Origin of the sequence: Mobilitalea sibirica (assembly GCF_015999265.1) — a bacterium.
In the GTDB taxonomy this organism is placed as follows: Bacteria; Bacillota; Clostridia; order Lachnospirales; family Lachnospiraceae; genus Mobilitalea; species Mobilitalea sibirica.
This window is the reverse complement of sequence record NZ_JAEAGR010000015.1, coordinates 1-20,442: the sequence shown is the minus strand read 5'-3', so window position 1 is coordinate 20,442 and position 20,442 is coordinate 1. Positions and strand designations below refer to the sequence as shown.

Annotated in this window: 20 protein-coding genes; 15 read left to right on the top strand and 5 right to left on the bottom strand. The window is 37.1% G+C overall.

The features are described from left to right. Window positions 1-22: 22 nt before the first annotated feature. A complete protein-coding gene (locus I5677_RS13315) occupies window positions 23-1,372 on the top strand; it encodes a glucose-6-phosphate isomerase (RefSeq protein WP_197662129.1) in 1,350 nt (449 codons plus the stop codon). Between the two features lie 826 nt (window positions 1,373-2,198). Here I5677_RS13315 and trhA read toward each other — a convergent pair. Further along, entirely contained in the window at window positions 2,199-2,867 is a 669-nt protein-coding gene (gene trhA, locus I5677_RS13310; protein WP_197662128.1) for a PAQR family membrane homeostasis protein TrhA, read from the bottom strand. A 375-nt stretch (window positions 2,868-3,242) separates the two neighbouring features. On the opposite strand from trhA, the gene I5677_RS13305 reads away from it, so the two are divergent. The 5 genes from I5677_RS13305 to I5677_RS13285 all read left to right on the top strand — a co-directional run bounded on the left by I5677_RS13305 (window position 3,243) and on the right by I5677_RS13285 (window position 6,867). Continuing rightward, window positions 3,243-3,431, top strand: coding sequence for a DUF951 domain-containing protein (locus tag I5677_RS13305; RefSeq protein ID WP_197662127.1), 189 nt, complete (start codon window positions 3,243-3,245; stop codon window positions 3,429-3,431). 32 nt (window positions 3,432-3,463) lie between these two features. Beyond that, the gene (locus I5677_RS13300) at window positions 3,464-4,114 is read left to right on the top strand and encodes an HAD family hydrolase (RefSeq protein ID WP_197662126.1); all 651 of its coding nucleotides are present in this window, start codon (window positions 3,464-3,466) and stop codon (window positions 4,112-4,114) included. Between the two features lie 149 nt (window positions 4,115-4,263). Then, the gene (locus tag I5677_RS13295; RefSeq protein ID WP_197662125.1) at window positions 4,264-5,016 is read left to right on the top strand and encodes an exodeoxyribonuclease III; all 753 of its coding nucleotides are present in this window, start codon (window positions 4,264-4,266) and stop codon (window positions 5,014-5,016) included. 118 nt (window positions 5,017-5,134) lie between these two features. Next, complete coding sequence (locus I5677_RS13290; protein WP_197662124.1) at window positions 5,135-5,728, top strand: cyclase family protein; 594 nt, start codon at window positions 5,135-5,137, stop codon at window positions 5,726-5,728. Window positions 5,729-5,793: 65 nt separating this feature from the next. Beyond that, window positions 5,794-6,867, top strand: a complete 1,074-nt coding sequence (locus I5677_RS13285; protein ID WP_197662123.1) for an HD-GYP domain-containing protein — start codon at window positions 5,794-5,796, stop codon at window positions 6,865-6,867. A 201-nt stretch (window positions 6,868-7,068) separates the two neighbouring features. Here the strand turns inward: I5677_RS13285 and I5677_RS13280 are convergent, their stop codons facing one another. The 4 genes from I5677_RS13280 to I5677_RS13265 all read right to left on the bottom strand — a co-directional run bounded on the left by I5677_RS13280 (window position 7,069) and on the right by I5677_RS13265 (window position 9,198). Then, window positions 7,069-7,404, bottom strand: coding sequence for a branched-chain amino acid transporter permease (locus tag I5677_RS13280; protein WP_197662122.1), 336 nt, complete (start codon window positions 7,402-7,404; stop codon window positions 7,069-7,071). Beyond that, window positions 7,401-8,099, bottom strand: a complete 699-nt coding sequence (locus tag I5677_RS13275) for an AzlC family ABC transporter permease (protein ID WP_197662121.1) — start codon at window positions 8,097-8,099, stop codon at window positions 7,401-7,403. The genes I5677_RS13280 and I5677_RS13275 overlap by 4 nt, the downstream gene beginning before the upstream one ends. A 68-nt stretch (window positions 8,100-8,167) precedes the next feature. Beyond that, the gene (locus tag I5677_RS13270; protein ID WP_197662120.1) at window positions 8,168-8,584 is read right to left on the bottom strand and encodes a hypothetical protein; all 417 of its coding nucleotides are present in this window, start codon (window positions 8,582-8,584) and stop codon (window positions 8,168-8,170) included. Between the two features lie 350 nt (window positions 8,585-8,934). After that, window positions 8,935-9,198 (bottom strand): hypothetical protein, encoded by a 264-nt coding sequence (locus I5677_RS13265; RefSeq protein ID WP_197662119.1) that lies wholly within the window; start codon window positions 9,196-9,198, stop codon window positions 8,935-8,937. A 356-nt stretch (window positions 9,199-9,554) separates the two neighbouring features. Here I5677_RS13265 and I5677_RS13260 point away from each other — a divergent pair, with 356 nt between their 5' ends. From I5677_RS13260 to I5677_RS13220, 9 genes are all read left to right on the top strand, one after another. Beyond that, window positions 9,555-10,298 (top strand): hypothetical protein, encoded by a 744-nt coding sequence (locus I5677_RS13260; RefSeq protein ID WP_197662118.1) that lies wholly within the window; start codon window positions 9,555-9,557, stop codon window positions 10,296-10,298. Between the two features lie 109 nt (window positions 10,299-10,407). Next, window positions 10,408-10,824: a CBS domain-containing protein gene (locus I5677_RS13255; RefSeq protein ID WP_197662117.1), complete on the top strand. Its 417-nt coding sequence runs from the start codon at window positions 10,408-10,410 to the stop codon at window positions 10,822-10,824. A 307-nt stretch (window positions 10,825-11,131) separates the two neighbouring features. Continuing rightward, complete coding sequence (locus tag I5677_RS13250; RefSeq protein ID WP_197662116.1) at window positions 11,132-12,415, top strand: LysM peptidoglycan-binding domain-containing protein; 1,284 nt, start codon at window positions 11,132-11,134, stop codon at window positions 12,413-12,415. A gap of 235 nt (window positions 12,416-12,650) precedes the next feature. Beyond that, the gene (gene clpB / locus I5677_RS13245; RefSeq protein WP_197662115.1) at window positions 12,651-15,233 is read left to right on the top strand and encodes an ATP-dependent chaperone ClpB; all 2,583 of its coding nucleotides are present in this window, start codon (window positions 12,651-12,653) and stop codon (window positions 15,231-15,233) included. Window positions 15,234-15,449: 216 nt separating this feature from the next. Next, entirely contained in the window at window positions 15,450-16,814 is a 1,365-nt protein-coding gene (locus I5677_RS13240; RefSeq protein ID WP_197662114.1) for an ABC transporter substrate-binding protein, read from the top strand. A 57-nt stretch (window positions 16,815-16,871) separates the two neighbouring features. After that, the gene (locus I5677_RS13235; RefSeq protein WP_197662113.1) at window positions 16,872-17,714 is read left to right on the top strand and encodes a carbohydrate ABC transporter permease; all 843 of its coding nucleotides are present in this window, start codon (window positions 16,872-16,874) and stop codon (window positions 17,712-17,714) included. 3 nt (window positions 17,715-17,717) lie between these two features. Beyond that, on the top strand, window positions 17,718-18,578 hold the full coding sequence (locus I5677_RS13230) for a carbohydrate ABC transporter permease (RefSeq protein WP_197662112.1): 861 nt from the start codon (window positions 17,718-17,720) through the stop codon (window positions 18,576-18,578). Window positions 18,579-18,592: 14 nt separating this feature from the next. Beyond that, window positions 18,593-19,690 (top strand): efflux RND transporter periplasmic adaptor subunit, encoded by a 1,098-nt coding sequence (locus tag I5677_RS13225; RefSeq protein WP_197662111.1) that lies wholly within the window; start codon window positions 18,593-18,595, stop codon window positions 19,688-19,690. 184 nt (window positions 19,691-19,874) lie between these two features. Next, the gene (locus I5677_RS13220) at window positions 19,875-20,291 is read left to right on the top strand and encodes a protease complex subunit PrcB family protein (RefSeq protein ID WP_243456603.1); all 417 of its coding nucleotides are present in this window, start codon (window positions 19,875-19,877) and stop codon (window positions 20,289-20,291) included. Window positions 20,292-20,442: the final 151 nt, after the last annotated feature.

The following is a 20,442-nucleotide window of genomic DNA, read 5'->3' as shown; positions in this document are numbered from 1 at the left end:
AAACATGAAAGGGAGTATATATATGACAGACAGAGTTACATTTGATTTTTCTGCAACAAAGAAATTTATTAATCCTTCTGAAGTGGAAATGTTGAAGAAGGCGGCGTTGGCGGCTAAGGAGCAGCTGATTGACAAGAGCGGAGAAGGAAGCGATTTTTTGGGGTGGATCGATCTTCCGACTGCATATGACAAAGAAGAGTTTGTCCGCATTAAAAAGGCAGCCGCTAAAATTCAAAGTGATTCAGAGGTTCTTTTGGTGATAGGTATTGGGGGGTCCTATCTGGGAGCAAGAGCAGCAATCGAATTTCTACGTCATTCATTTTATAATAGTGTATCAAAAGAAATTAGAAAAACACCGGAGATCTATTTTGTAGGGAATAATATTAGCAGCAGTTATATGAAGCATCTGGTGGATGTAATCGGTGATAGGGATTTCTCAATTAATGTTATCAGTAAATCCGGTACAACCACCGAGCCTGCAATCGCTTTTCGTGTGTTTAAAAAGTTGTTAAATGAGAAATATGGTAAACAAGAAGCTGCGAAAAGAATCTATGCCACGACGGATAAAGAAAGGGGAGCTCTAAAAACTCTTGCGACCGAAGAAGGGTATGAAACCTTTGTGGTTCCGGATGATGTTGGTGGCCGATATTCCGTTCTAACAGCGGTAGGTCTTCTTCCAATTGCAGTCAGCGGCGCAGATATAGACAAACTTATGGAAGGCGCAGCTAGTATGAGAAAGCAATGCCTTGAAAACCGATATGAAGAGAATGGTTCCCTACTATACGCGGCTGTCCGTAATATCCTTTTAAGAAAAGGCAAGGGAATTGAAATATTGGTTAATTATGAACCCTCCCTGCATTATGTATCTGAATGGTGGAAACAGCTGTTTGGAGAAAGCGAAGGAAAAGACCAAAAAGGTATTTATCCGGCTTCTGTTGACTTTACAACAGACCTGCATTCCATGGGTCAATTCATTCAAGATGGCCAGAGAACTTTATTTGAAACGGTTATAAACATTGAGAAATCGACAGAGGAAATTATAATAGAAGAAGAAGAGGTTGATCTGGACGGTTTGAATTATCTGGCAGGAAAAACCGTGGATTTTATCAATAAAAGCGCGATGAAAGGAACCTTACTGGCCCATACGGATGGTAATGTTCCAAACTTAATGGTTACGATACCCGAGCAAAATGAGTTTTATCTAGGAGAATTGTTCTATTTCTTCGAATTTGCCTGTGGTGTAAGCGGCTATATGCTTGGAGTTAATCCTTTCGATCAACCTGGCGTTGAAAGCTATAAGAAAAACATGTTTGCACTTCTTGGTAAACCCGGATTTGAAGCTCAGAGAGAGGAATTATTGAAAAGATTGTAATATTTAATAAGCTCCGGGATGTTTTAAAAATAAGCAGCCGTAGTAAGCGTTTTGTAGTGGTAGAGAAATACACTTTTTTGTTTATAAGTATAATCTGTGTAACAATAGAAAAACATGAGAGTATAATATAGTATGATATTTTTGGTAGCGAGAGCAGTAAAACATGACGGGATAGGATACATATCTTTGATCATTCGCAACCGAATTTCCTTTTACCTCATGTTGAGTGTGAACAGATTACTGCCTTGATACCTTACCAGAAATATTCGGCTGCTTAACATAGATATGACAGTTCGCCCCTTTTTTAAGGGGCGAATTTGTTGTGCAAATAAGTTACATGTTCGAGAGACAGAAAGCCATGGACCGGGTTTCTATCAGCCTTCCGATTAATCTTTTTAAGGAACACTAAACTTCGATTATGAACGAAATCTGTTTGTCGGAGCTTATGCAGCATCCGTGCTGCAAACTCCTAACATTTCCATCCATGGACATGTTACAAACAAAACGTTCCTAATCTCAGTAAGTGTTCCTATAAAAAGGTTAAAGTAAGGCTTTATAGAAACCCGATCCATGGCTTCCTGTCTACGAAGAAGGAACACAAGCATGAATTACAAGGGATGTAAGCCTCTGGTTAGTTTTTTTAAGGAACACTAACCTTCGTATAGGAACGGAATCTGTTTACCGGACTTATGTAGCATCCGTTCTGTAGACTTATAGATCAATAAAAAATCGACAGAAACTTGATTGAAGTTTCTGCCGGTATCATTCTATAATTTATTAAGTAGCATGCAATATAATGAAACTGAAACTTTAACTACCTTGAGATTTAAGGCATAACAGAGATATAGTTATACATTAGGATAAAGTGGCATAAGCTACCGCCCATTACAAATAGGTGAAAGATTTCATGGGACCCGAAGTATTTATGTTTGCTATTGAAGATGGGAAGCTTTAAGGCATAGATAACTCCACCAATCGTATAAATAATTCCTCCAGCTAACAGCCAATAAAAGCCGGCTTTTGGAAGTGAGTTTATAATCTGTGTAAAGGCCAGAACACAGGTCCATCCCATAGCAATATATACAACGGAGGAGAACCACTTTGGACAATTGACCCATACTCCGGTTACGATGATTCCCACAATTGCCAATCCCCAGATTAACGCTAGAAGTGGTAAGCCCACTGCTTTATCCAGAGCTATGATACATATAGGGGTATAGGTTCCTGCAATTAGGACGTAAATCATCATATGATCAAACTTTTTTAATCGTCGATTAATTGTTGTCGATATATTTAAGGTATGGTAGACAGTACTTGCCACATATAATAAAATCATGCTTAACATAAATACGCCCAGAGAAACGGTGTGAATATAACCGGGGCTGGCAGCGGCCTTAATTAATAAAGGGGTAGAAGCAAATAAAGCCATGATTGTTCCTATGAAATGCGTCATCGCGCTACCGGGGTCTTTTGCTTTCATTTTTTTTATTGTCATAATAATCAGCTCCTTTAATGTTATATTGTATTAATATTTTTACCTAAGATACTGCACTGTATACACAACATAGTATATGAAACTTTATGGCACGTGTTAGTATTATGTGATGTAGTAATGAAAACTATGTAAGGTATATACATATACTACAACACATTATAAAAGAATGCAAGCAAATATTAATTTTAAATAATAGAAAATTGTGGTATACTACCTTATGAAAACTTATTATAGTGTTATGTAATAAAAAGGGTATACTTTGATTATGTACGATATAATTACTTACAATTAATATTCATGTAGAAACCAATTCGATCATAAATAAGACATAAGTTACCGTGAAGAAAAGAGTATTTTAAGGCAGGAGTGATAAGTATGGATTTGAAAGTCGGAGAGATTGTTAAATTAAAAAAACAACATCCCTGTGGAAGCAGCGAGTGGGAAATACTCCGCGTAGGGATGGATTTTCGTTTAAAATGCTTGGGCTGCGGTCACCAGGTAATGCTACCTAGAAAACAGGTGGAGAAAAGTATAAAACAGGTTAGAAAACCCGAAGAAAGATAGATTCATAGGATAGGACAAAGGAAGGAAGTAACATGAAGGAATATATTCTAATTGACTTAGACGGAACATTAACGAATCCGAAGCTTGGAATTACAAAATCAATGCAGTATGCACTAAAATCAAGAAATATAATAGTTGATGATTTAGATACCTTAACCAAGCATATTGGACCACCCTTAAAAGAGGGGATTATGGAAAGCTATGGCTTTAACGAAGAAGAAACAGAGAAAGCGATAAAGAAATTCCGCGAGTATTTCGAAGAAACCGGAATCTTTGAAAATGAAGTATATGAGGGTATAGAGTTGCTTTTATCAAAGCTAAAAGAAGCAGGAAAAATGATCATTGTAGCGACTTCAAAGCCAGAGGTATTTGCAAGGAAGATTTTGGAGCATTTTCACATAGAAGTATATTTTGATGATATCTGTGGAGCGGCTATAGATGACACCCGTTCTAAGAAGGAAGAGGTTATCCGTTATGCTTTGGAAAGAAACCGAATCGCTGATTTAGACAAGGTGGTTATGGTAGGTGACCGAAAGTATGATATTGAAGGAGCTAAAGCCGTGGGTATAGCATCCATAGGAGTATTATATGGTTTTGGAAGTAAGGAAGAGCTTATGGTGGCAGGAGCAGACGGGTTGGCTGAAACGGTAGACGAGCTTTATGATGTGATTATTCATTTATAAAAATAGCTTATGATAAGTCATATCCTCAGAAAGACAATATAATAGTCGCACTAGATTTTATCTACAAAAATTTAAGGATATTAATACAGCTTCGAAGAAGGATTGATTATCTAAAAAGTAATTATATGAAAAGAGGAGGTAAGAAGAAAATGAATTTTGTATCATGGAATGTAAACGGGCTTAGGGCTTGCTTAAATAAAGGATTTGAAGATTTTTTCAAAAAAGTAGATGCCGATGTATTCTGCATTCAGGAAACTAAGCTTCAACCGGAGCAGGTAGAGATTTCCTTTGAAGGGTATCATCAATATTTTAATTCGGCTGTTAAGAAGGGATATTCCGGTACTGCTGTTTTTACAAAAAAAGAACCAATTAGCGTCTGTTTTGATCTATGCATGGACAAGCATAACGATGAGGGAAGAGTAATTACATTGGAGTTTGAGGAGTATTATCTGGTAACCGTATATACCCCGAATTCTCAGAGAGAGCTGGCAAGGCTGGATTACAGAATGGAATGGGAAGAGGATTTTCGTGATTATATCCTTGGGCTTGATCAGAAAAAGCCTGTAATACTTTGCGGAGATTTAAATGTTGCCCACAAGGAAATCGATCTGAAAAATCCTAAAACAAATGTTAAAAATGCAGGATTTACAATAGAAGAGAGAGAAAAAATGACGAAGCTGTTAGATAGTGGTTTTGTAGATACCTTTCGATATAAATATCCTGATTTAGAAGGGGTTTATACCTGGTGGTCCTATATGTTTAAGGCAAGGGAAAAAAACGCAGGATGGCGCATTGATTATTTTATTGTATCAGATAGAATTAAGGATAAAATAAACGACAGTATCATTCATATGGATGTGATGGGCAGTGATCATTGTCCGGTTGAACTTATAATACAGTGATCCTCGCGGATACTTGTATCCGTTGTTCTACAGATATCTATGTAAGATAGAAATTTCATGATGATTACCATAGTTTCTATGGTCAAATAAACTGTAACTAATAGCATAGGAGTACAAAATGAAATTATATGATATATCTCAGGAGTTGTTTCATGGTAGAGTGTATCCCGGTGATCCGGCCCCTGAATACGAGCGAATTTTAAAAATTACAGAAGGAGCTCCCTGTAACTTAACAAAATTTAATATGGGAGCTCATAATGCAACCCATCTGGATGCGCCTTATCATTTTTATGAGAATGGAATAACGGTGGAGCAGATTGATCTGGTTCGGTGTGTTGGACCCTGTACAGTAATTTCCTTATCTGATTATACACTGGAGGAGCTTCAGAAAGTACTTAAGGTCTGTAATAAAAGGTTATTGATAAAAGGAAAAGACACAGTAACTTTAGAGCATGCAAAGCTATTTAATAATTATGGTATCCTCTTGGTTGGCGTTGAGGGACAGAGTGTCGGACCGGAAGATGCACCCATACCGGTTCACCTTGAATTATTAGGAAAAGAAGTGGTTCTGTTAGAGGGGCTGGTATTGGATGAAATTGTACCAGGTAATTACTTTTTATCAGCGGCACCGATAAAACTTGGTAAGTGTGATGGGGCGCCCTGTAGGGCAATTTTGTTAGATTTTGACGAAACTGCTACTTGTAATTCTTAAATTAAAATTGTATACTCAAATAAGAGATGGTACGAAAGATTTCAGGATAGGGGTGGAAGGAAAATATGGAGGCAATTAGAATTAGGACGGACCAAGCCGAATCGGGTATGGTAGTTGCTACGGATGTGTATACACCAAACAACCAGTTAATTATTCCAAAGGGTACTAAACTTGATGAACGAATGATAACCAGACTGAGATTTTATAATATATATGGATTGTTCGTCTATAAGAGCGATTCTGAAACGGAAGAGCAAAAAGACGAATCCTACATAGAAATGTTACGAAGTACCGTAGAATTTAAAAAGTTTAACAGAACTTATGTTGAAACCGTGAATAATGTAGAAGATAGTTTTAATCAGGTTATCAACGGATCAAGCGAATTTGATGTAGATACTTTACTGGCAGATACCGATCGGATACTTAGGGAAGGTCGAAACGGTGCACATATTTTCGAAATGCTTCATGGAATTCGAGACTATGACGATCTGACTTTTGTCCACTCTTTGAATGTATCATTAATTTGTAGCATCTTTGCAGGATGGCTAAAGTTGTCCAAAGAGGATTCCAGAGTACTGGCAATGGCAGGTCTTCTTCATGATATAGGAAAGATGTTAGTGCCAAAAGAAATCATAACCAAAGCAGACAAACTGTCTGGGGATGAATATGAAATCATAAAAACCCATTCTATTAAAGGGTATCAGGTCCTAAAGGACCAACCAATTGATATCAGAGTGAAATATGCTGCTTTAATGCACCATGAAAGATGTGACGGTTCCGGATATCCCAATGGATTTAAAGCAAATCAGATAGAAGAATTCTCTAAGATAATTGCAATCGCAGATGTTTATGATGCTATGACCTCCAATAGAAGATATCGTAAAGCAATCTGTCCGTTTGATGTAGTGGAAAACTTTGAACGGGACGGTTTCTTAAAATATGATCCGGGATATCTGATGGTCTTTATGGAGCGAATTGTCAATTCTTATATGCATAATATCGTTCGACTGAGTGATGGCCGTGAAGGTGAAGTTATTATGATTAACAAGCTAGCCTTATCAAGACCGGTAATTCGTGTGGGGAGCAAATTTGTAGATTTATCAAAAGAACATAGCCTCTCCATCGATGCTATAATCTAAAACTTATTACAAAATAGTTTACTGTATCAGAAATTCACATTAAGATAGATTACGATAGAGATAATAGGTATATATAATGATAATATAAAACCCTTTCATATAGGATATAAATTCCTATTAGAAAGGGTTTTTTACAACATAACAAGTTGCTACATACGATACAATCTGGTGTCTATAATTCATTCTATTTGCGGCGGAATATCATACAAATATATTTTGAACCAATAGCATATATAGTAGGGATCCACCTCCTATGCTGAGGAGGGTATTCTTTTTCCATAAATGAAGTACGATAATTGCCAGAATGCTTATGAATTCAGGTAGTGCATAGGGCGTTCTATTCAGAGTAACATCCTTAAGGCAATATACCACCAATAAACCTATAATGGTAAAAGGTAAAATATCTGCCAAATATTTTATGTATTTTGGTATTTCCTTTTTCTCCGGAAATAAAAGAAAAGGGAGTGCCCGGGTGATTAGGGTTCCGAGAGCTATTAGTCCAAAGAAGAGAAGCAATTGTCCTGACGAATAGGTCATTTAAATCCCCTCCTCTCCATTGGCCGTTTTAATATAGTTACCATAAGTAAAATAAAAATCATGGAGGGAATTATAAAATCTGCCGGTCCGAATATAATTCTACACAATATTGCTCCCAGAATACCGATCAAAGCAGGAATATGGTTCTTCGTAGATTGCCATTGATTAATAAAAATAACTACGAACAAAGCAGTTAAGACAAAATCGATGCCTTTTGTATTAAATTTAAACATACTTCCTAAAACACCACCCAGTAAGGAACCTGTAACCCAGTACCCTTGTATGAAGACAGATATAAAAAACATGAATCGTTTTCGATCAATACCCTCCGGAGGTTCTACGGAGCACAGAAGCGAAAAAGTTTCATCCGTTAATGAAAATATCATATAGGGTTTTATACGGCCAATGCCTTTAAACTTACCGAGCATTGAGATACCATAAAATAAATGTCTGGCATTTACCATTAAAGTCATAAAAAACGCACCAATGGGATCAAAGCCTGCACTGATTAAAGCAACGGCTACAAACTGCATGGAGCCCGCATAGATAAATAGGCTGGTAAAAAGGATCCAAAAAAGTGAAAAACCCTTGCTGTCCATTAAAATACCATAGGCAGCACCGAGGACAATAAAACCTGTAAATACGGGAATTGTAAGCGGAAGAGCAGCCCGTAGGACCGCTTTGTTACTGTTCATAAATAGAAACTCCTTTATAGTAAATAGTTAATAGAATATTTTAGCTTAGCAAAACTCAAAAGAGGTACTTAACGTAAAGTCTTATCAGAAGAGCCTGCATATACCGGTTGAAAATCTTCACTGTCTGCACAGATAAAACCGGAATACATCTCTATTATCTTCTCAAAATAGGGTAACACGTTCGTAAGGTCATTTTGTTCTACTCCGATCGCGAAAACTGTTTGGATATTTCTGTTTTTAGCAAATGCTGCATCGGAAGGATTATGAAAAGGAAGATTTAACGGTTCAAAGTCCACGCTATTATTATTAGATAAGTTAAGTTCTAATACGTTCATCTCATCCCAAAGCTCTATCTTTAGATCATGATAATTTGAAAGAAGTGCTGCAATCTCTTTCGCACTCACTTGTGAAGGTGTCATGTATAAAAGATCGATATATTGTTTAATCGAATCCTTTTTTTCTATATTACTTTTCTTTTTACTCATGATGTGATCCTCTCTTCTTTCTTATACCCGGATTATATATGAGGTATGGCTTCATGAATAGTCTGGGTTATACATACTTTTAGAATATAACTTTTGATAAATTATAGTACAGATTAGAGTAAGAATCAATTGTTCATTTCTTATTTATGCTCGTTGCAGCTTTCTTTGATAAATAAGGAACTGTTCAAATTTCATTTTGAAGGGTATATGACGAAAATGCATTCAGGTACACTTTTCTCACACACAGATTGACGGACATGTCAATAACATGTCCGTCAAAAAATGTATTACAATAAATTCGAACCCCTACTCAACCATTTTGCACATCCCCGTTACTATATCCAATTAAACTAAATAATAAAATCGTTTTCCCCCTGTTTTAAAGACTCTCTAAATATAGAGTAAGGATATTGGGTGCCACAATGGTTACATTGAATATAGTAACGGGAATCCTTCTGTTCACGACGGTCATATAAATAAGACAGAAATTCCTCCTTATTCTGAAGCCCAGGAGCATCAGAGTCTATTTTATAGGAGTAGACATAACTTGCTTCATGCTGCAGTGTCAGATCTTTGCTACTGCATATGGGGCATACAAAATTGGTATCCTTCATGCGAATCTTTTCCTCCATATCAATCTATTATTACACAATACGGCTATGTTTACATCATAACTCAAATATAGAAAATCTATTCTGATTTGATTTGACAATTTTTATGAATTTTATACTAGTATTCATTCCTAGAGAAGCATCATTCTTAATAATGCTTCCGGAAAAGTATATTATTTACAGAAGATATAAATCCTTCTTTTAAATAATAACGTAGTATGTTAATATATTGGTGATGAATAACATGAAATTTAAAAATAAGGATAGAAAGAAAGGAAAGGGTATTATGTACAAGGTTTAGTTCGCATCACCCTGTGCCGGACACCCAGGAAATAGCTATGATAAAAGAGGATAAAACAATGTTAATACAAAATCAGGAGAAGATTAAGAAGGAAAAACGGGCCTATGTTATGAGTATCCTGTTTTTATCCTTTTGGCTTCTTATTACCTTTGCATTTGCTAAAACCGCAGAGAATCAATTCTTAATCTATCGCATATTGGAGAAAAACGGGTTATATGACTCTATTAACTCTACTCCTTATGTGCTCATATGTCTTGGAATCATCGTAATAGCAGCCTTGCGATTTGGAAGTTTGTATGGAAGAGCACAAAATTATAGCAAAAAGAATAAAATTGTACGGTTTTTGCCGCTGATCCTGATTGTAATAACATTAATCGGACATGTTGGATTTAAATCAGCACATATTTTAGTCCTTAGTAATCAAACGGGATTAGATGCAGTGATAGATCGCGACAGAGTTCATAATAATATAAAAGCATCAGGTGAAGAAGAGGGTAATGATAGTGAGTATGGTTATAATTTTGATTTTCTAAATTGTAGCCGTGAAACTCAGGACTTTTATATTAAATTTGTTGAAATTGAGAACCCCAAAAACGAATATATCTTAAAAAATGAGGATGGAACACCTATGAAAGTAACCCTCGAGCCATTGCAGGTTAAGACTTTTTTTGCTGCGATAGACCGGATTAATCCGGAATATAAGCATGCATCCGAGGATGAAATACCTAAGTTTCTTAAAGTAATCTATAATGAGAGAGAAAGTAAGACCTTATATACTTATTTTAGAATAACTGAACGATAATTTGTTGTATCCTGTGTATTGATCTAGTGTATCCTGTGTATACCATTTCTTTTATGCAGTATTTCTGGTATAATAAAGATAACAGTATGAATACATAAAGGAGGCCAAAATGAACATAGCATTTTTCTTGACACCGAAAAGCGAGATTGTATGGGTAGAGAATACTTTTACCGTAAGGCAGACGATGGAGAAGATGGAACATCACAGATATTCGGCAATCCCTATTTTAAATAAAACCGGTAAATACATTGGCACAATCACGGAAGGTGATTTGCTTTGGTATTTTAAAAATGGCTTAGAAATAACATTTAAAGATACAAGTAAAATCTCAATCAATACAGTAAAGAGATATAAAGATAATAAACCGATTTCAATAAATTCACAAATAGAAGATATCATTTCCTTAGCAATCCTTCAGGGATTTATACCGGTCGTAGATGATCAGAATATTTTTATTGGTATTATTAAGAGAAGTACGATTATCAAATATTTTATGGATCGTCAAGCGAAAGTAAGCATCAAATAATAAAACATTGAATATGAAGAATTTAAAATTAGTTTGCATATAAGGGTATTAGAATTAACGGGATATAGGGTTTCATTTATACATTATTTGGAGAGTAGGATTATGTGAGCTCCGGCTAGGGTGAATGAGGCGAATGTCCCGTTTTAGTTTTAAAATAATATGCTACAAGGAAATTACAATAACATGTCGTATCATATAACATATAATAAACCATGAGGTAAAGAGAGCTGTGAACGAATGAATACGCTTTATAAATATTGTGATAACGAGCTAATTTATGATGCATCGGCTGAATGGAGAGATTCTTATGGAGATATATGTGGTACAACAGGGAGATACAATTAATTCAATTGCCAGTCAGTTTGGTATAACTGCTGAGAGATTAATAATCGATAACGATATAGAAGAACCTTATCAACTGGTTGTGGGTCAAGCACTTATTATTACGTATCCGTCACAGGTTTATACAGTGGAAGAAGGCGATACGTTAGAAGGTATCGCGGATGCTTTTAATACTACGGTTATGCAGTTACTAAGGAATAATCCGTTTCTTGCCAACCGACAATATATCTATCCGGGAGAAACTTTGGTTATCAGTTATAATAACGATAAAGGGAGTTTATGGGTAGTCGGTTATACTTACCCGTTTATAAGAGATGAAATTCTAAGAATGACATTACCATACTTAACTTTTTTGTTAATATTTAATCACCGTATTGCTGCTGGTGGTGAAATAACCGGAGGTGATAACGATATTGATGTAATTGAGACGGCAAAGTTATATGGTGTACCTTCCACCTTGGTACTAACCGCATTTTCTCAAACCGGTGTTTTTGATTTGGAAGCGGTGGCTGAGATTTTAAATGATAAGCAAATTCAGGATAAGGTTATTGACACTATACTTACGATTCTGGAAACGAAGGGTTATAACGGAGTAAATATATCAATGCAATTGATTAATGAAAATAACCAACAGCTTTACTTAGACTTATTAACAAATATTACCGACAGTTTACATCCACAGGGGTATTCCGTATATGTAACCATCAATCCCGGTTTAACCTATCATCAGGACGAGATTACGTTTGAAAAGATTAATTATACTGCTTTCAGTGAGCAATCGGATGGATTACTATTTTTAACCTATGACTTGGGATCTATTGATAGACCGCCTAATCCAATATCGATTGTGACATCTGGCCCGTTACTCGATTATATTGTAAGTCAGGTTCCCCTTGATAAAATTAGAATTATGCTGCCGACATTGGGATACGACTGGCAGTTACCCTATGTGGAAGGTCGGACAAGGGCGAATGCCCTGAATTATGATTCCGCATTAGCTTTAGCCAGACAAAATAATGCGGTTATTCAGTATGATGAAACCACGTTATCTGCATACTTTGAGTATGTTGATAATTTTAATCGGCCCCATATTGTGTATTTTAAGGATGCAAGAAGCATAGATGCCTCAATAAAGATTTTACAAGACTATGGTATTGATGGAATAGGAATCTGGAATGTTATGTACTATTTCTCGCAATTGTGGCTCTTGATTAATTCGCAATATCAAATTAAAAAGGTATTAGACTGAGTTTTATTAAAACAGTGTGCATTCAAGCATCATCTTGTATCAGTTCATCTAATTTATAGCTATGGCTACTCTATAATGGTTATCTAATAAGAATGGATATTTAACTTATCTTTAAAAAAACCGACTTGATAAATCAAGTTCTATGTGTTATAGTTGTGATATAACAAATAATCTAGAATATACTTGACGTATCTCATATTATAAAGATGAGAAGAATAAAATAGGAGGAACCATTATGAATATCAATAAATTTACGCAAAAGTCCCTGCAGGCAGTGCAGGATTGTGAGAAGCTTGCATATGACTATGGGCATCAGGAAATCGATGTGGAGCATTTGCTCTATAGCCTTCTTACTATAGAGGAAAGCCTGATTAAAAGGCTGTTCGAAAAGATGGGAATTGATACGCAGGTTTTCTTAGCCCAGGTTACAGGTCTTTTAAATAAGAGGCCAAAGGTTTCCGGTGGGCAAAACTATATCAGTACTGATCTAAATAAAATTTTAATCTATGGGGAAAGCGAAGCCAAGCAGATGGGAGATTCCTATATATCGGTGGAGCATCTGTTCCTCAGTATGCTTAAGCAGCCGGGGAAAGCGGTAAAAGGATTGATAGAGGAGTTTCGAATTACCAGAGATGCCTTTCTACAGGCACTTCAAAGTGTCAGGGGAAATCAAAGAGTAATCAGTGATAATCCGGAGGCAACCTATGACACTTTGGAAAAATACGGATATGATCTGGTAGAACGGGCAAAGGAGCAGAAGCTGGATCCTGTGATCGGTCGAGATGGGGAGATAAGAAATGTAGTGCGAATTCTCTCCCGTAAAACAAAGAACAATCCGGTGTTAATCGGAGAACCCGGTGTAGGAAAAACGGCAGTAGTAGAAGGCTTAGCACAGAGAATTGTGAAGGGAGATGTCCCGCAATCTTTAAAGGATAAGCGCATCTTCGCATTGGATATGGGGGCTTTAGTTGCTGGAGCTAAGTACCGAGGTGAATTTGAAGAACGACTGAAAGCAGTTCTTGAAGAAGTAAAAAAAAGTGAAGGACAGGTTATTCTCTTTATCGATGAGCTGCATACTATCGTCGGGGCAGGTAAGACCGAAGGAGCGATGGATGCCGGTAATATGCTTAAACCGATGCTGGCCAGAGGAGAGCTTCACTGTATCGGAGCCACTACTCTGAATGAATATCGTCAGTATGTCGAAAAGGATGCAGCTTTAGAGCGAAGATTTCAGCCGGTTATGGTAGCTCAGCCCTCTGTTGAGGACACCATATCCATCTTAAGAGGTCTTAAGGAGCGGTATGAAGTATTTCACGGAGTTAAGATTACCGATGGTGCTTTGGTAAGTGCAGCAGTATTATCAAACCGCTATATCTCCGACCGTTTTCTTCCGGATAAAGCGATAGACCTGGTAGATGAAGCTTGTGCATTGATTAAGACAGAACTGGATTCCTTGCCGACAGAGCTGGATGATATGCAGCGAAGAATTATGCAGATGGAGATAGAAGAAGCTGCCCTTAAGAAGGAGCATGACAGATTAAGTGCCGAGAGATTGGCAGAACTTCAGAAGGAGCTTTCACAGCTAAGAGAGGAATTTGGCTTGGCAAAGGCCAGATGGGACAATGAAAAGGCCTCTGTTGAGAAAGTTCAAAAACTTAGGGAAGCATTGGAGGAGTTAAATAATGAGATAGAACTTGCAGAACGTAATTATGATCTAAATAAGGCAGCAGAGCTAAAGTACGGAAGGCTTCCACAGTTACAAAAGCAGCTTAAGGAAGAGGAAGAGCTTCTTAAGGAGGAAGAACATACTTTGGTTCATGAAAATGTTAGCGAAGAGGAAATCGCTAAGATTATTTCCAGGTGGAGTGGAATACCTGTTACAAAACTAACGGAAAGTGAGCGAAGTAAAACCTTGCAGCTAAGCGAACAGCTTCATAAAAGGGTGGTTGGACAAAACGAAGCGGTAGATCTTGTATCGGATGCTATCCTTCGCTCTAAGGCAGGAATAAAAGACCCGAGTAAGCCCATAGGATCCTTTTTGTTTCTTGGGCCAACCGGTGTCGGTAAAACAGAGCTGGCGAAGGCATTAGCGGAAAGCTTATTTGATAATGAGCAAAACATGGTAAGAATTGATATGAGCGAATATATGGAGAAGCATTCGGTAGCAAGGCTAATCGGTGCGCCTCCGGGATATGTCGGTTTTGAGGAAGGCGGTCAGCTAACAGAAGCAGTTCGAAGAAAACCTTACGCAGTTATATTATTTGATGAGATAGAGAAAGCACATCCGGATGTGTTCAATGTGCTGTTGCAGGTACTGGATGACGGACGTATTACGGATTCACAGGGGAGAACCGTGGATTTTAAGAATACAATTATTATCATGACCTCTAATATCGGTTCCAGATATCTTTTAGAAGGGGTGGATGAAAGCGGTGGAATTAACAGTTCCTGTGAGACTTTGGTCATGAATGATCTTCGCGTGCATTTTCGTCCCGAGTTTTTAAATCGTCTGGATGAAATCATCTTATTTAAACCTCTTACAAAGAAAGATATCAGCAGCATTATTGAACTAATGGTGGTAGATTTAAATAAAAGGCTTGCAGATCGGGAGGTTCAAATTAAGCTTACGCAGGAAGCCAAGGAGTATATTGCTTCTGCTGCCTATGACCCGGTATACGGAGCAAGACCGATAAAGAGATATCTTCAAAAGAATGTAGAAACCTTGAGTGCCAGACTTATTCTAAGCGATCAGGTAAAGCCCGGTGGAACGATTCTAATTGAAGAAGGTCAGCAGGGACTAACAGCTAAAGTGTTATAAATCTTAATAAGGAATAGAGTTAACAAGACCCAGTCACGTTTTGGCGATATTGCAAAAAGTGGCTGGGTCTTGTCTCATTTTCCATTAAAATATGGGTATATCTATCTCATTTCAGATTAAATAAAAGAAAAGACATTTGTTTGGTATCTGCGATGTGTTATAATTAGCTAAATTTGTATATTTGCTATCATTTTATGAAACCAAAGGGGGATGTTCATGAGGACAAAACGATATGGATTGGCAGCGGTTTTCGTACTGGCAGTCTTAGCTTTAACAGCTTGCGTAAACAGTAAGACAGCCGAACCGATAGGTGTACTTTCAGCAGAGACCTTATTTGAAGGAGAAGTTAATCTTAATGTATATGCAGTACAGGAGGATGAATATATAGCAGCACTGTTGGAACGGTTTCAATACGACATGTTCGCGACTAAGGCAGCAGGAGTAACGATTACCTGGTTTGAAAGTGTGGATACCATGATACAGACGGTCACCACAGAAATGATGGGTGGAGGCGGTCCCGATGTTTTGTTTTTTAATCCTTTAATGTTTGAAAGCTCTTATAATTTGCTTAAGAACAATATGTTTGCTGATTTAAATCCAATCATTGAAGAAACGGAATATGATTTAAGTAGTTTTAATTCTAAAGTTATTGATGCGGGAGTCTACAACGATAAACGTATTTTTATGCCGATTAACTATGATGTTGAAATGTTCTTGGCTGTAGATAGTTTTCTAAACGGTATATCCTTTGAGAATATGAATAGCATGGAAGATTTTATGGCTGCCCACGAAAATTACATACTTACCGGACTTGGCGATGACAATCGTTTTAACTTTGCGAACCCCTTTAGTTTATCCTATTTTTTAGAAATTAATAATGTACAAGTAGTGGATTTTAAAGAAAAAAAAGTTGAGTTTGACGAAAACGAATTGAAGATCTATGTGGATTGGTATAAGGAAATTCAAAAACATTTTATAAAAAGCGAGGCGGATTTAGAGGGATACTCCAATTCCAGATATGGCCCTATTCTGGAAGGAGATATGGTGTTTCTAAACGGCTATGATATATCAAATCATAATAGAATTAAGTTCACATTATCCTTACTGAAAGCCTTATCCGGAGATGAGGAGGCCAGGCTCTATTCCCTGTCGGACCTTAATACCGGCAGTAGTGTGGCTACCATAAGACTATGTGGTGCAGTCAATAAAAACTCAAAACACCAGAAGGAAGCCTTTGAATTAATTAAATGTGCTCTATCAAAGTTTATGCAACAAAGTGGGGTTAATTACAATCTGCCGGTCCGCAATACCGTACTGGATTATGAGATGCTGGAACTAAGCAATAAAACTTCCTTTGAATATAACTTTGACGGAACAAGCGTGCCGATTATCCCACTAACAGAGAAGGAACTCAATACCTATACCAGATATTTAAAAGAACCCGGAAGAGTCATTGTGAATGATAATAGGTACAATTCTATCATGGAAGAAGCCTTTAAAGGTTATATGGATGGTACTGTGAATTGGGATAAAACCTTAAAGAAGGCAAATCATTTACTGAAAGTATATATTTATGAATAAGCAGTACGCGAAATAAGAATGAAAGAAAGGTAAGGATATGAAATGTTGAGAAAGAATTTGAGACCATATTTATTCATAGCACCATCCGTTCTTGGACTCTTAATATTTTACATAATGCCCTTTATGGTTAATGTAAGCTATTGTTTTACCCTGGCAGAAAACGATTCTGTAACACCGCTTAATCTGTTTCGAAATATCGGACATGTATTTACGAGCTATTCCTTCCAGCTGGCTTTAAAAAATAATGCATTGTTTTTACTTTTAGCAATGCCGGCTATTATAATTGTATCATTTTTGTTGGCATTGCTTTTATTAAGAGTGACGGTATCAAATGCAGTGTTTCGCACAGCTTTCTTTATGCCGCTGGTCATTCCCACAGCTGCTACAATTATAGTATTCCAGATCTTATTTGAGCAATCGGGTTTTATTAATCACGTGCTTCGTGTTTTCAATATGAATACCGTGGATTTTCTGGACAGTAGATACAGTTTACTTATTATGGTAATTATATATGTCTGGAAGTATTGTGGCTATAACATGCTGCTATTCATTGTCGGTATCAATGCGATACCAAAAGAATATTATGAAGCTGCCAAAATTGATGGGGCAGGTAAGATAAAGTGTATGTATTATATTACACTTAAGTTGATTAAATCAACCATGTTTTTCGTCATCATAATGTCTCTCATAAACTCATTTAAGATTTTCCGCGAGGTTTATCTGTTGACAGGAGATTATCCGTCGGAGAGGCTGTACCTTTTACAGCATTATTTAAACAATAATTTCCGTAATTTTAATTATCAGAATTTATCGATTGCATCCTTAATGACGTTTACCTTTGTAATGTTAATATTAGGGTTTCTGTATCTGCGCAGAAACCGTATAGAGAAGGGAGAGTAGACGATGAGATACATAAGAATTATAGTATTGGGATTACTTTGCATCATCGTATTGTTCCCTATCATTTTTACCATAACGAACTCCTTCAGTGATCATACATCTATTCTTGATATGTACGGGGCAGTACTAATGAGCGGAGGGGAGGAAGCGATAGCAAAGTACGGAGAATTTGTTTCTCTTAATATGTTTCCCGGAGAATCATCCTTAGAGCAGTTTAAGACAGTTCTTTGGTATCGGACCGACGCGATTTATGCTTTCTGGAATTCTGTCAGGTATACGGTAGTCATTGTATTCTTTCAGGTGATCGTTTCAGCTATGGCTGCTTATGCTTATGCTAAGCTTAACTTTCGTTTTAAAAACATTCTGTATTTCATAAGTATTGTGATTATGGTAATGCCCCAACAGGTAACCTTAGTTCCGAACTTCTATGTATTAAATAAATTAGGCTGGTTGGATAGTGCTTTGGCGGTTACAGTTCCTGCTATATTCTCAACCTTCGGAGTGTTTTTGTTAACACAGTTTATGAAGGATATTCCGGCAAGTATCAGTGAGGCAGCCAGAATTGACGGAGCCGGAGAATGGAAGATCTTTTTGAAAATTATATTGCCTCCTGCAAAGGGGGCGGTATCTGCGCTGGTTTTACTTTCCTTCGTGGAGAATTGGAACATGGTGGAGGCTCCTTTGGTATTCCTAAAAAACAAAGGCTTATTCCCGCTTTCCATCATATTAAATTCAAGTTCACTCACAAGCCTGGGAACGGCATTTGCAATCGGTACAGTATTTATGCTGTTTCCGTTAATTTTGTTTTTGCTATTTGAAGAGGATTTGGTTGAAAGTATCGGATTTACCAATTTAACGATGTAGGAGGAGTAGTAAAGATGAGTAGAAAGAAAAAGGTATTATTACATATTGGGGCGTATGCCTTAATCATCATGGTGTTGTTTTCCTTGTTTTCAGAGCAGCTATCCGGTGACGAATTGGTAACCGTAACAACGGTAACCTCACAAAAGGGAACCTTCTATGAGGATATTACGTTTAGTGGTGCAATTGATTTTAATGTTAAGACGGTTCACGAGGCCCCGTTTTTTCTGGAAATAGATGAAGTGTTTCTACCGGCGGGAACTCTGGTCAAGGAAGGCGATGTTGTGGCCTCCTGTGAAGGCTATCAGGTAGAGAAATCCATCCTACAGATGGAATCGGCGCTGCAGACGATGAAAAATGAATTAAAGGTACTGAAGGAGGGCTTTTCCGGGATAACGGATCCGGATCAAAAGCGGGCCCTTGAAATTCAGATCCGATTAAAAGAGATAGCCGTAGAGGAAGCTCAGGCTGATTTTGATTTAGTAAAGCAAAGCTTTAATGAGAACTTTGAACTAATAGCAAGAGTTGACGGTAAACTTACGATACAAAATCTGGCGGAAGGAAGACAGGTAGCAACCGGTGATGTTCTATTTGAAATAGCAGATCCGGAGACCATGGAAGCGGTCTTTACCAGTCCGGCATCTCAGGAGGAATATGTCAAACTGGGAGATAAGATTACCGTAGAAGTAATTGTCTACAAACGAGGAGAAAATCTTGATTGGGTCAGGGATAATCAAGCCCTTAAGCTGGAGGTTAAAAGTAAAAAAATTGAGGCAGGTATCTGCACCTATAAGGCGGACATAGCTCCCGATAAGAATGAACGGATTGATCCGCAGCAATTACAAGTATCAATGACGCTACCTACCGTAACCTATAGTAGATTACTTCCTCATGGAAGCATACAAAGAGAGATGGGTTCCAGCTATATTTATGTGGTAAATACCGTCAGAAGACTGTTTAACGTAGAACATTATGTGGAGAAATTGGAAGTGAATGTAATGGATTCTAACGAATATTATACGGCAGTGTCTGGAGAGACATTAACAGGGTATAATATAGTATATACAGCGAACGGCCCGTTAAAGAACGGACAGCGGGTTAGAATTGAGGACTAAGCGAAAGGAAAAAAGTAAGAAAAAAATAACATATTCAGAGCCTGTAATAAAACGAAGTTAGTAGGTGTTATTACAGGCTTTTGTTTTGAAGTATTAGCAGTATAATTTATTATCATATATTTTTGAATTTTTTATAAAATCAGGTCATAGAATTTAATAAGTGATTAATTCTATGGAGGCTATGATGAACAGGCTTAGAAAATTGGTTCTGCTTCTTATGATAGTAATTACAGGTCTTGGAATAACAGGCTGTAAAACAGAGGATACGGATATAAAGAGATTGAAGGATTTAGAGTTTACTGTAGTAGAGGATGCGGATCTGCCGGGAGAATTAAAAGAAATTATTGATGAAAAGAAAGAAAACCCTTTTAAATTATCCTATTCCAACAAGGATTACTTATATATCGTTGTTGGATATGGCAAACAAAACAGCGGTGGCTATAGTATCTCAGTGGATGATCTTTATCTGACCAGCAACGCAATCTACATAGACACTAATTTAATCGGTCCTTCACCGGATGATATGGTTACGCAGGGAGTCACCTATCCATACGTTGTGGTGAAGCTGGAGTTTTTAGACAAGAGTGTAGTTTTTGAATAGGAAAGTATAAGGCACCTGTTAAGCTGATAAGCCCCCTGTCAAGTAGACATGTTAAATATCTAAATTAGGTGCTGATGAACGGTCACACGATTTGTGTGACCGTTTTTCTATGCACACCATTTTTCTTTGTATTTTTCAATTCGTTTGTTTT

What these genes read in the sequence shown, in the direction of transcription:
- I5677_RS13220 (WP_243456603.1), top strand. Translation starts at nt 19,875, where the DNA reads ATGAACAGGCTTAGAAAATTGGTTCTGCTTCTTATGATAGTAATTACA.
- I5677_RS13240 (WP_197662114.1), top strand. Translation starts at nt 15,450, where the DNA reads ATGAGGACAAAACGATATGGATTGGCAGCGGTTTTCGTACTGGCAGTC.
- I5677_RS13285 (WP_197662123.1), top strand. Translation starts at nt 5,794, where the DNA reads ATGGAGGCAATTAGAATTAGGACGGACCAAGCCGAATCGGGTATGGTA.
- I5677_RS13265 (WP_197662119.1), bottom strand. Translation starts at nt 9,198, where the DNA reads ATGAAGGATACCAATTTTGTATGCCCCATATGCAGTAGCAAAGATCTG.
- I5677_RS13300 (WP_197662126.1), top strand. Translation starts at nt 3,464, where the DNA reads ATGAAGGAATATATTCTAATTGACTTAGACGGAACATTAACGAATCCG.
- I5677_RS13290 (WP_197662124.1), top strand. Translation starts at nt 5,135, where the DNA reads ATGAAATTATATGATATATCTCAGGAGTTGTTTCATGGTAGAGTGTAT.
- clpB (WP_197662115.1), top strand. Translation starts at nt 12,651, where the DNA reads ATGAATATCAATAAATTTACGCAAAAGTCCCTGCAGGCAGTGCAGGAT.
- trhA (WP_197662128.1), bottom strand. Translation starts at nt 2,867, where the DNA reads ATGACAATAAAAAAAATGAAAGCAAAAGACCCCGGTAGCGCGATGACG.
- I5677_RS13305 (WP_197662127.1), top strand. Translation starts at nt 3,243, where the DNA reads ATGGATTTGAAAGTCGGAGAGATTGTTAAATTAAAAAAACAACATCCC.
- I5677_RS13280 (WP_197662122.1), bottom strand. Translation starts at nt 7,404, where the DNA reads ATGACCTATTCGTCAGGACAATTGCTTCTCTTCTTTGGACTAATAGCT.
- I5677_RS13260 (WP_197662118.1), top strand. Translation starts at nt 9,555, where the DNA reads ATGTTAATACAAAATCAGGAGAAGATTAAGAAGGAAAAACGGGCCTAT.
- I5677_RS13255 (WP_197662117.1), top strand. Translation starts at nt 10,408, where the DNA reads ATGAACATAGCATTTTTCTTGACACCGAAAAGCGAGATTGTATGGGTA.
- I5677_RS13225 (WP_197662111.1), top strand. Translation starts at nt 18,593, where the DNA reads ATGAGTAGAAAGAAAAAGGTATTATTACATATTGGGGCGTATGCCTTA.
- I5677_RS13275 (WP_197662121.1), bottom strand. Translation starts at nt 8,099, where the DNA reads ATGAACAGTAACAAAGCGGTCCTACGGGCTGCTCTTCCGCTTACAATT.
- I5677_RS13315 (WP_197662129.1), top strand. Translation starts at nt 23, where the DNA reads ATGACAGACAGAGTTACATTTGATTTTTCTGCAACAAAGAAATTTATT.
- I5677_RS13230 (WP_197662112.1), top strand. Translation starts at nt 17,718, where the DNA reads ATGAGATACATAAGAATTATAGTATTGGGATTACTTTGCATCATCGTA.
- I5677_RS13295 (WP_197662125.1), top strand. Translation starts at nt 4,264, where the DNA reads ATGAATTTTGTATCATGGAATGTAAACGGGCTTAGGGCTTGCTTAAAT.
- I5677_RS13250 (WP_197662116.1), top strand. Translation starts at nt 11,132, where the DNA reads ATGGAGATATATGTGGTACAACAGGGAGATACAATTAATTCAATTGCC.
- I5677_RS13270 (WP_197662120.1), bottom strand. Translation starts at nt 8,584, where the DNA reads ATGAGTAAAAAGAAAAGTAATATAGAAAAAAAGGATTCGATTAAACAA.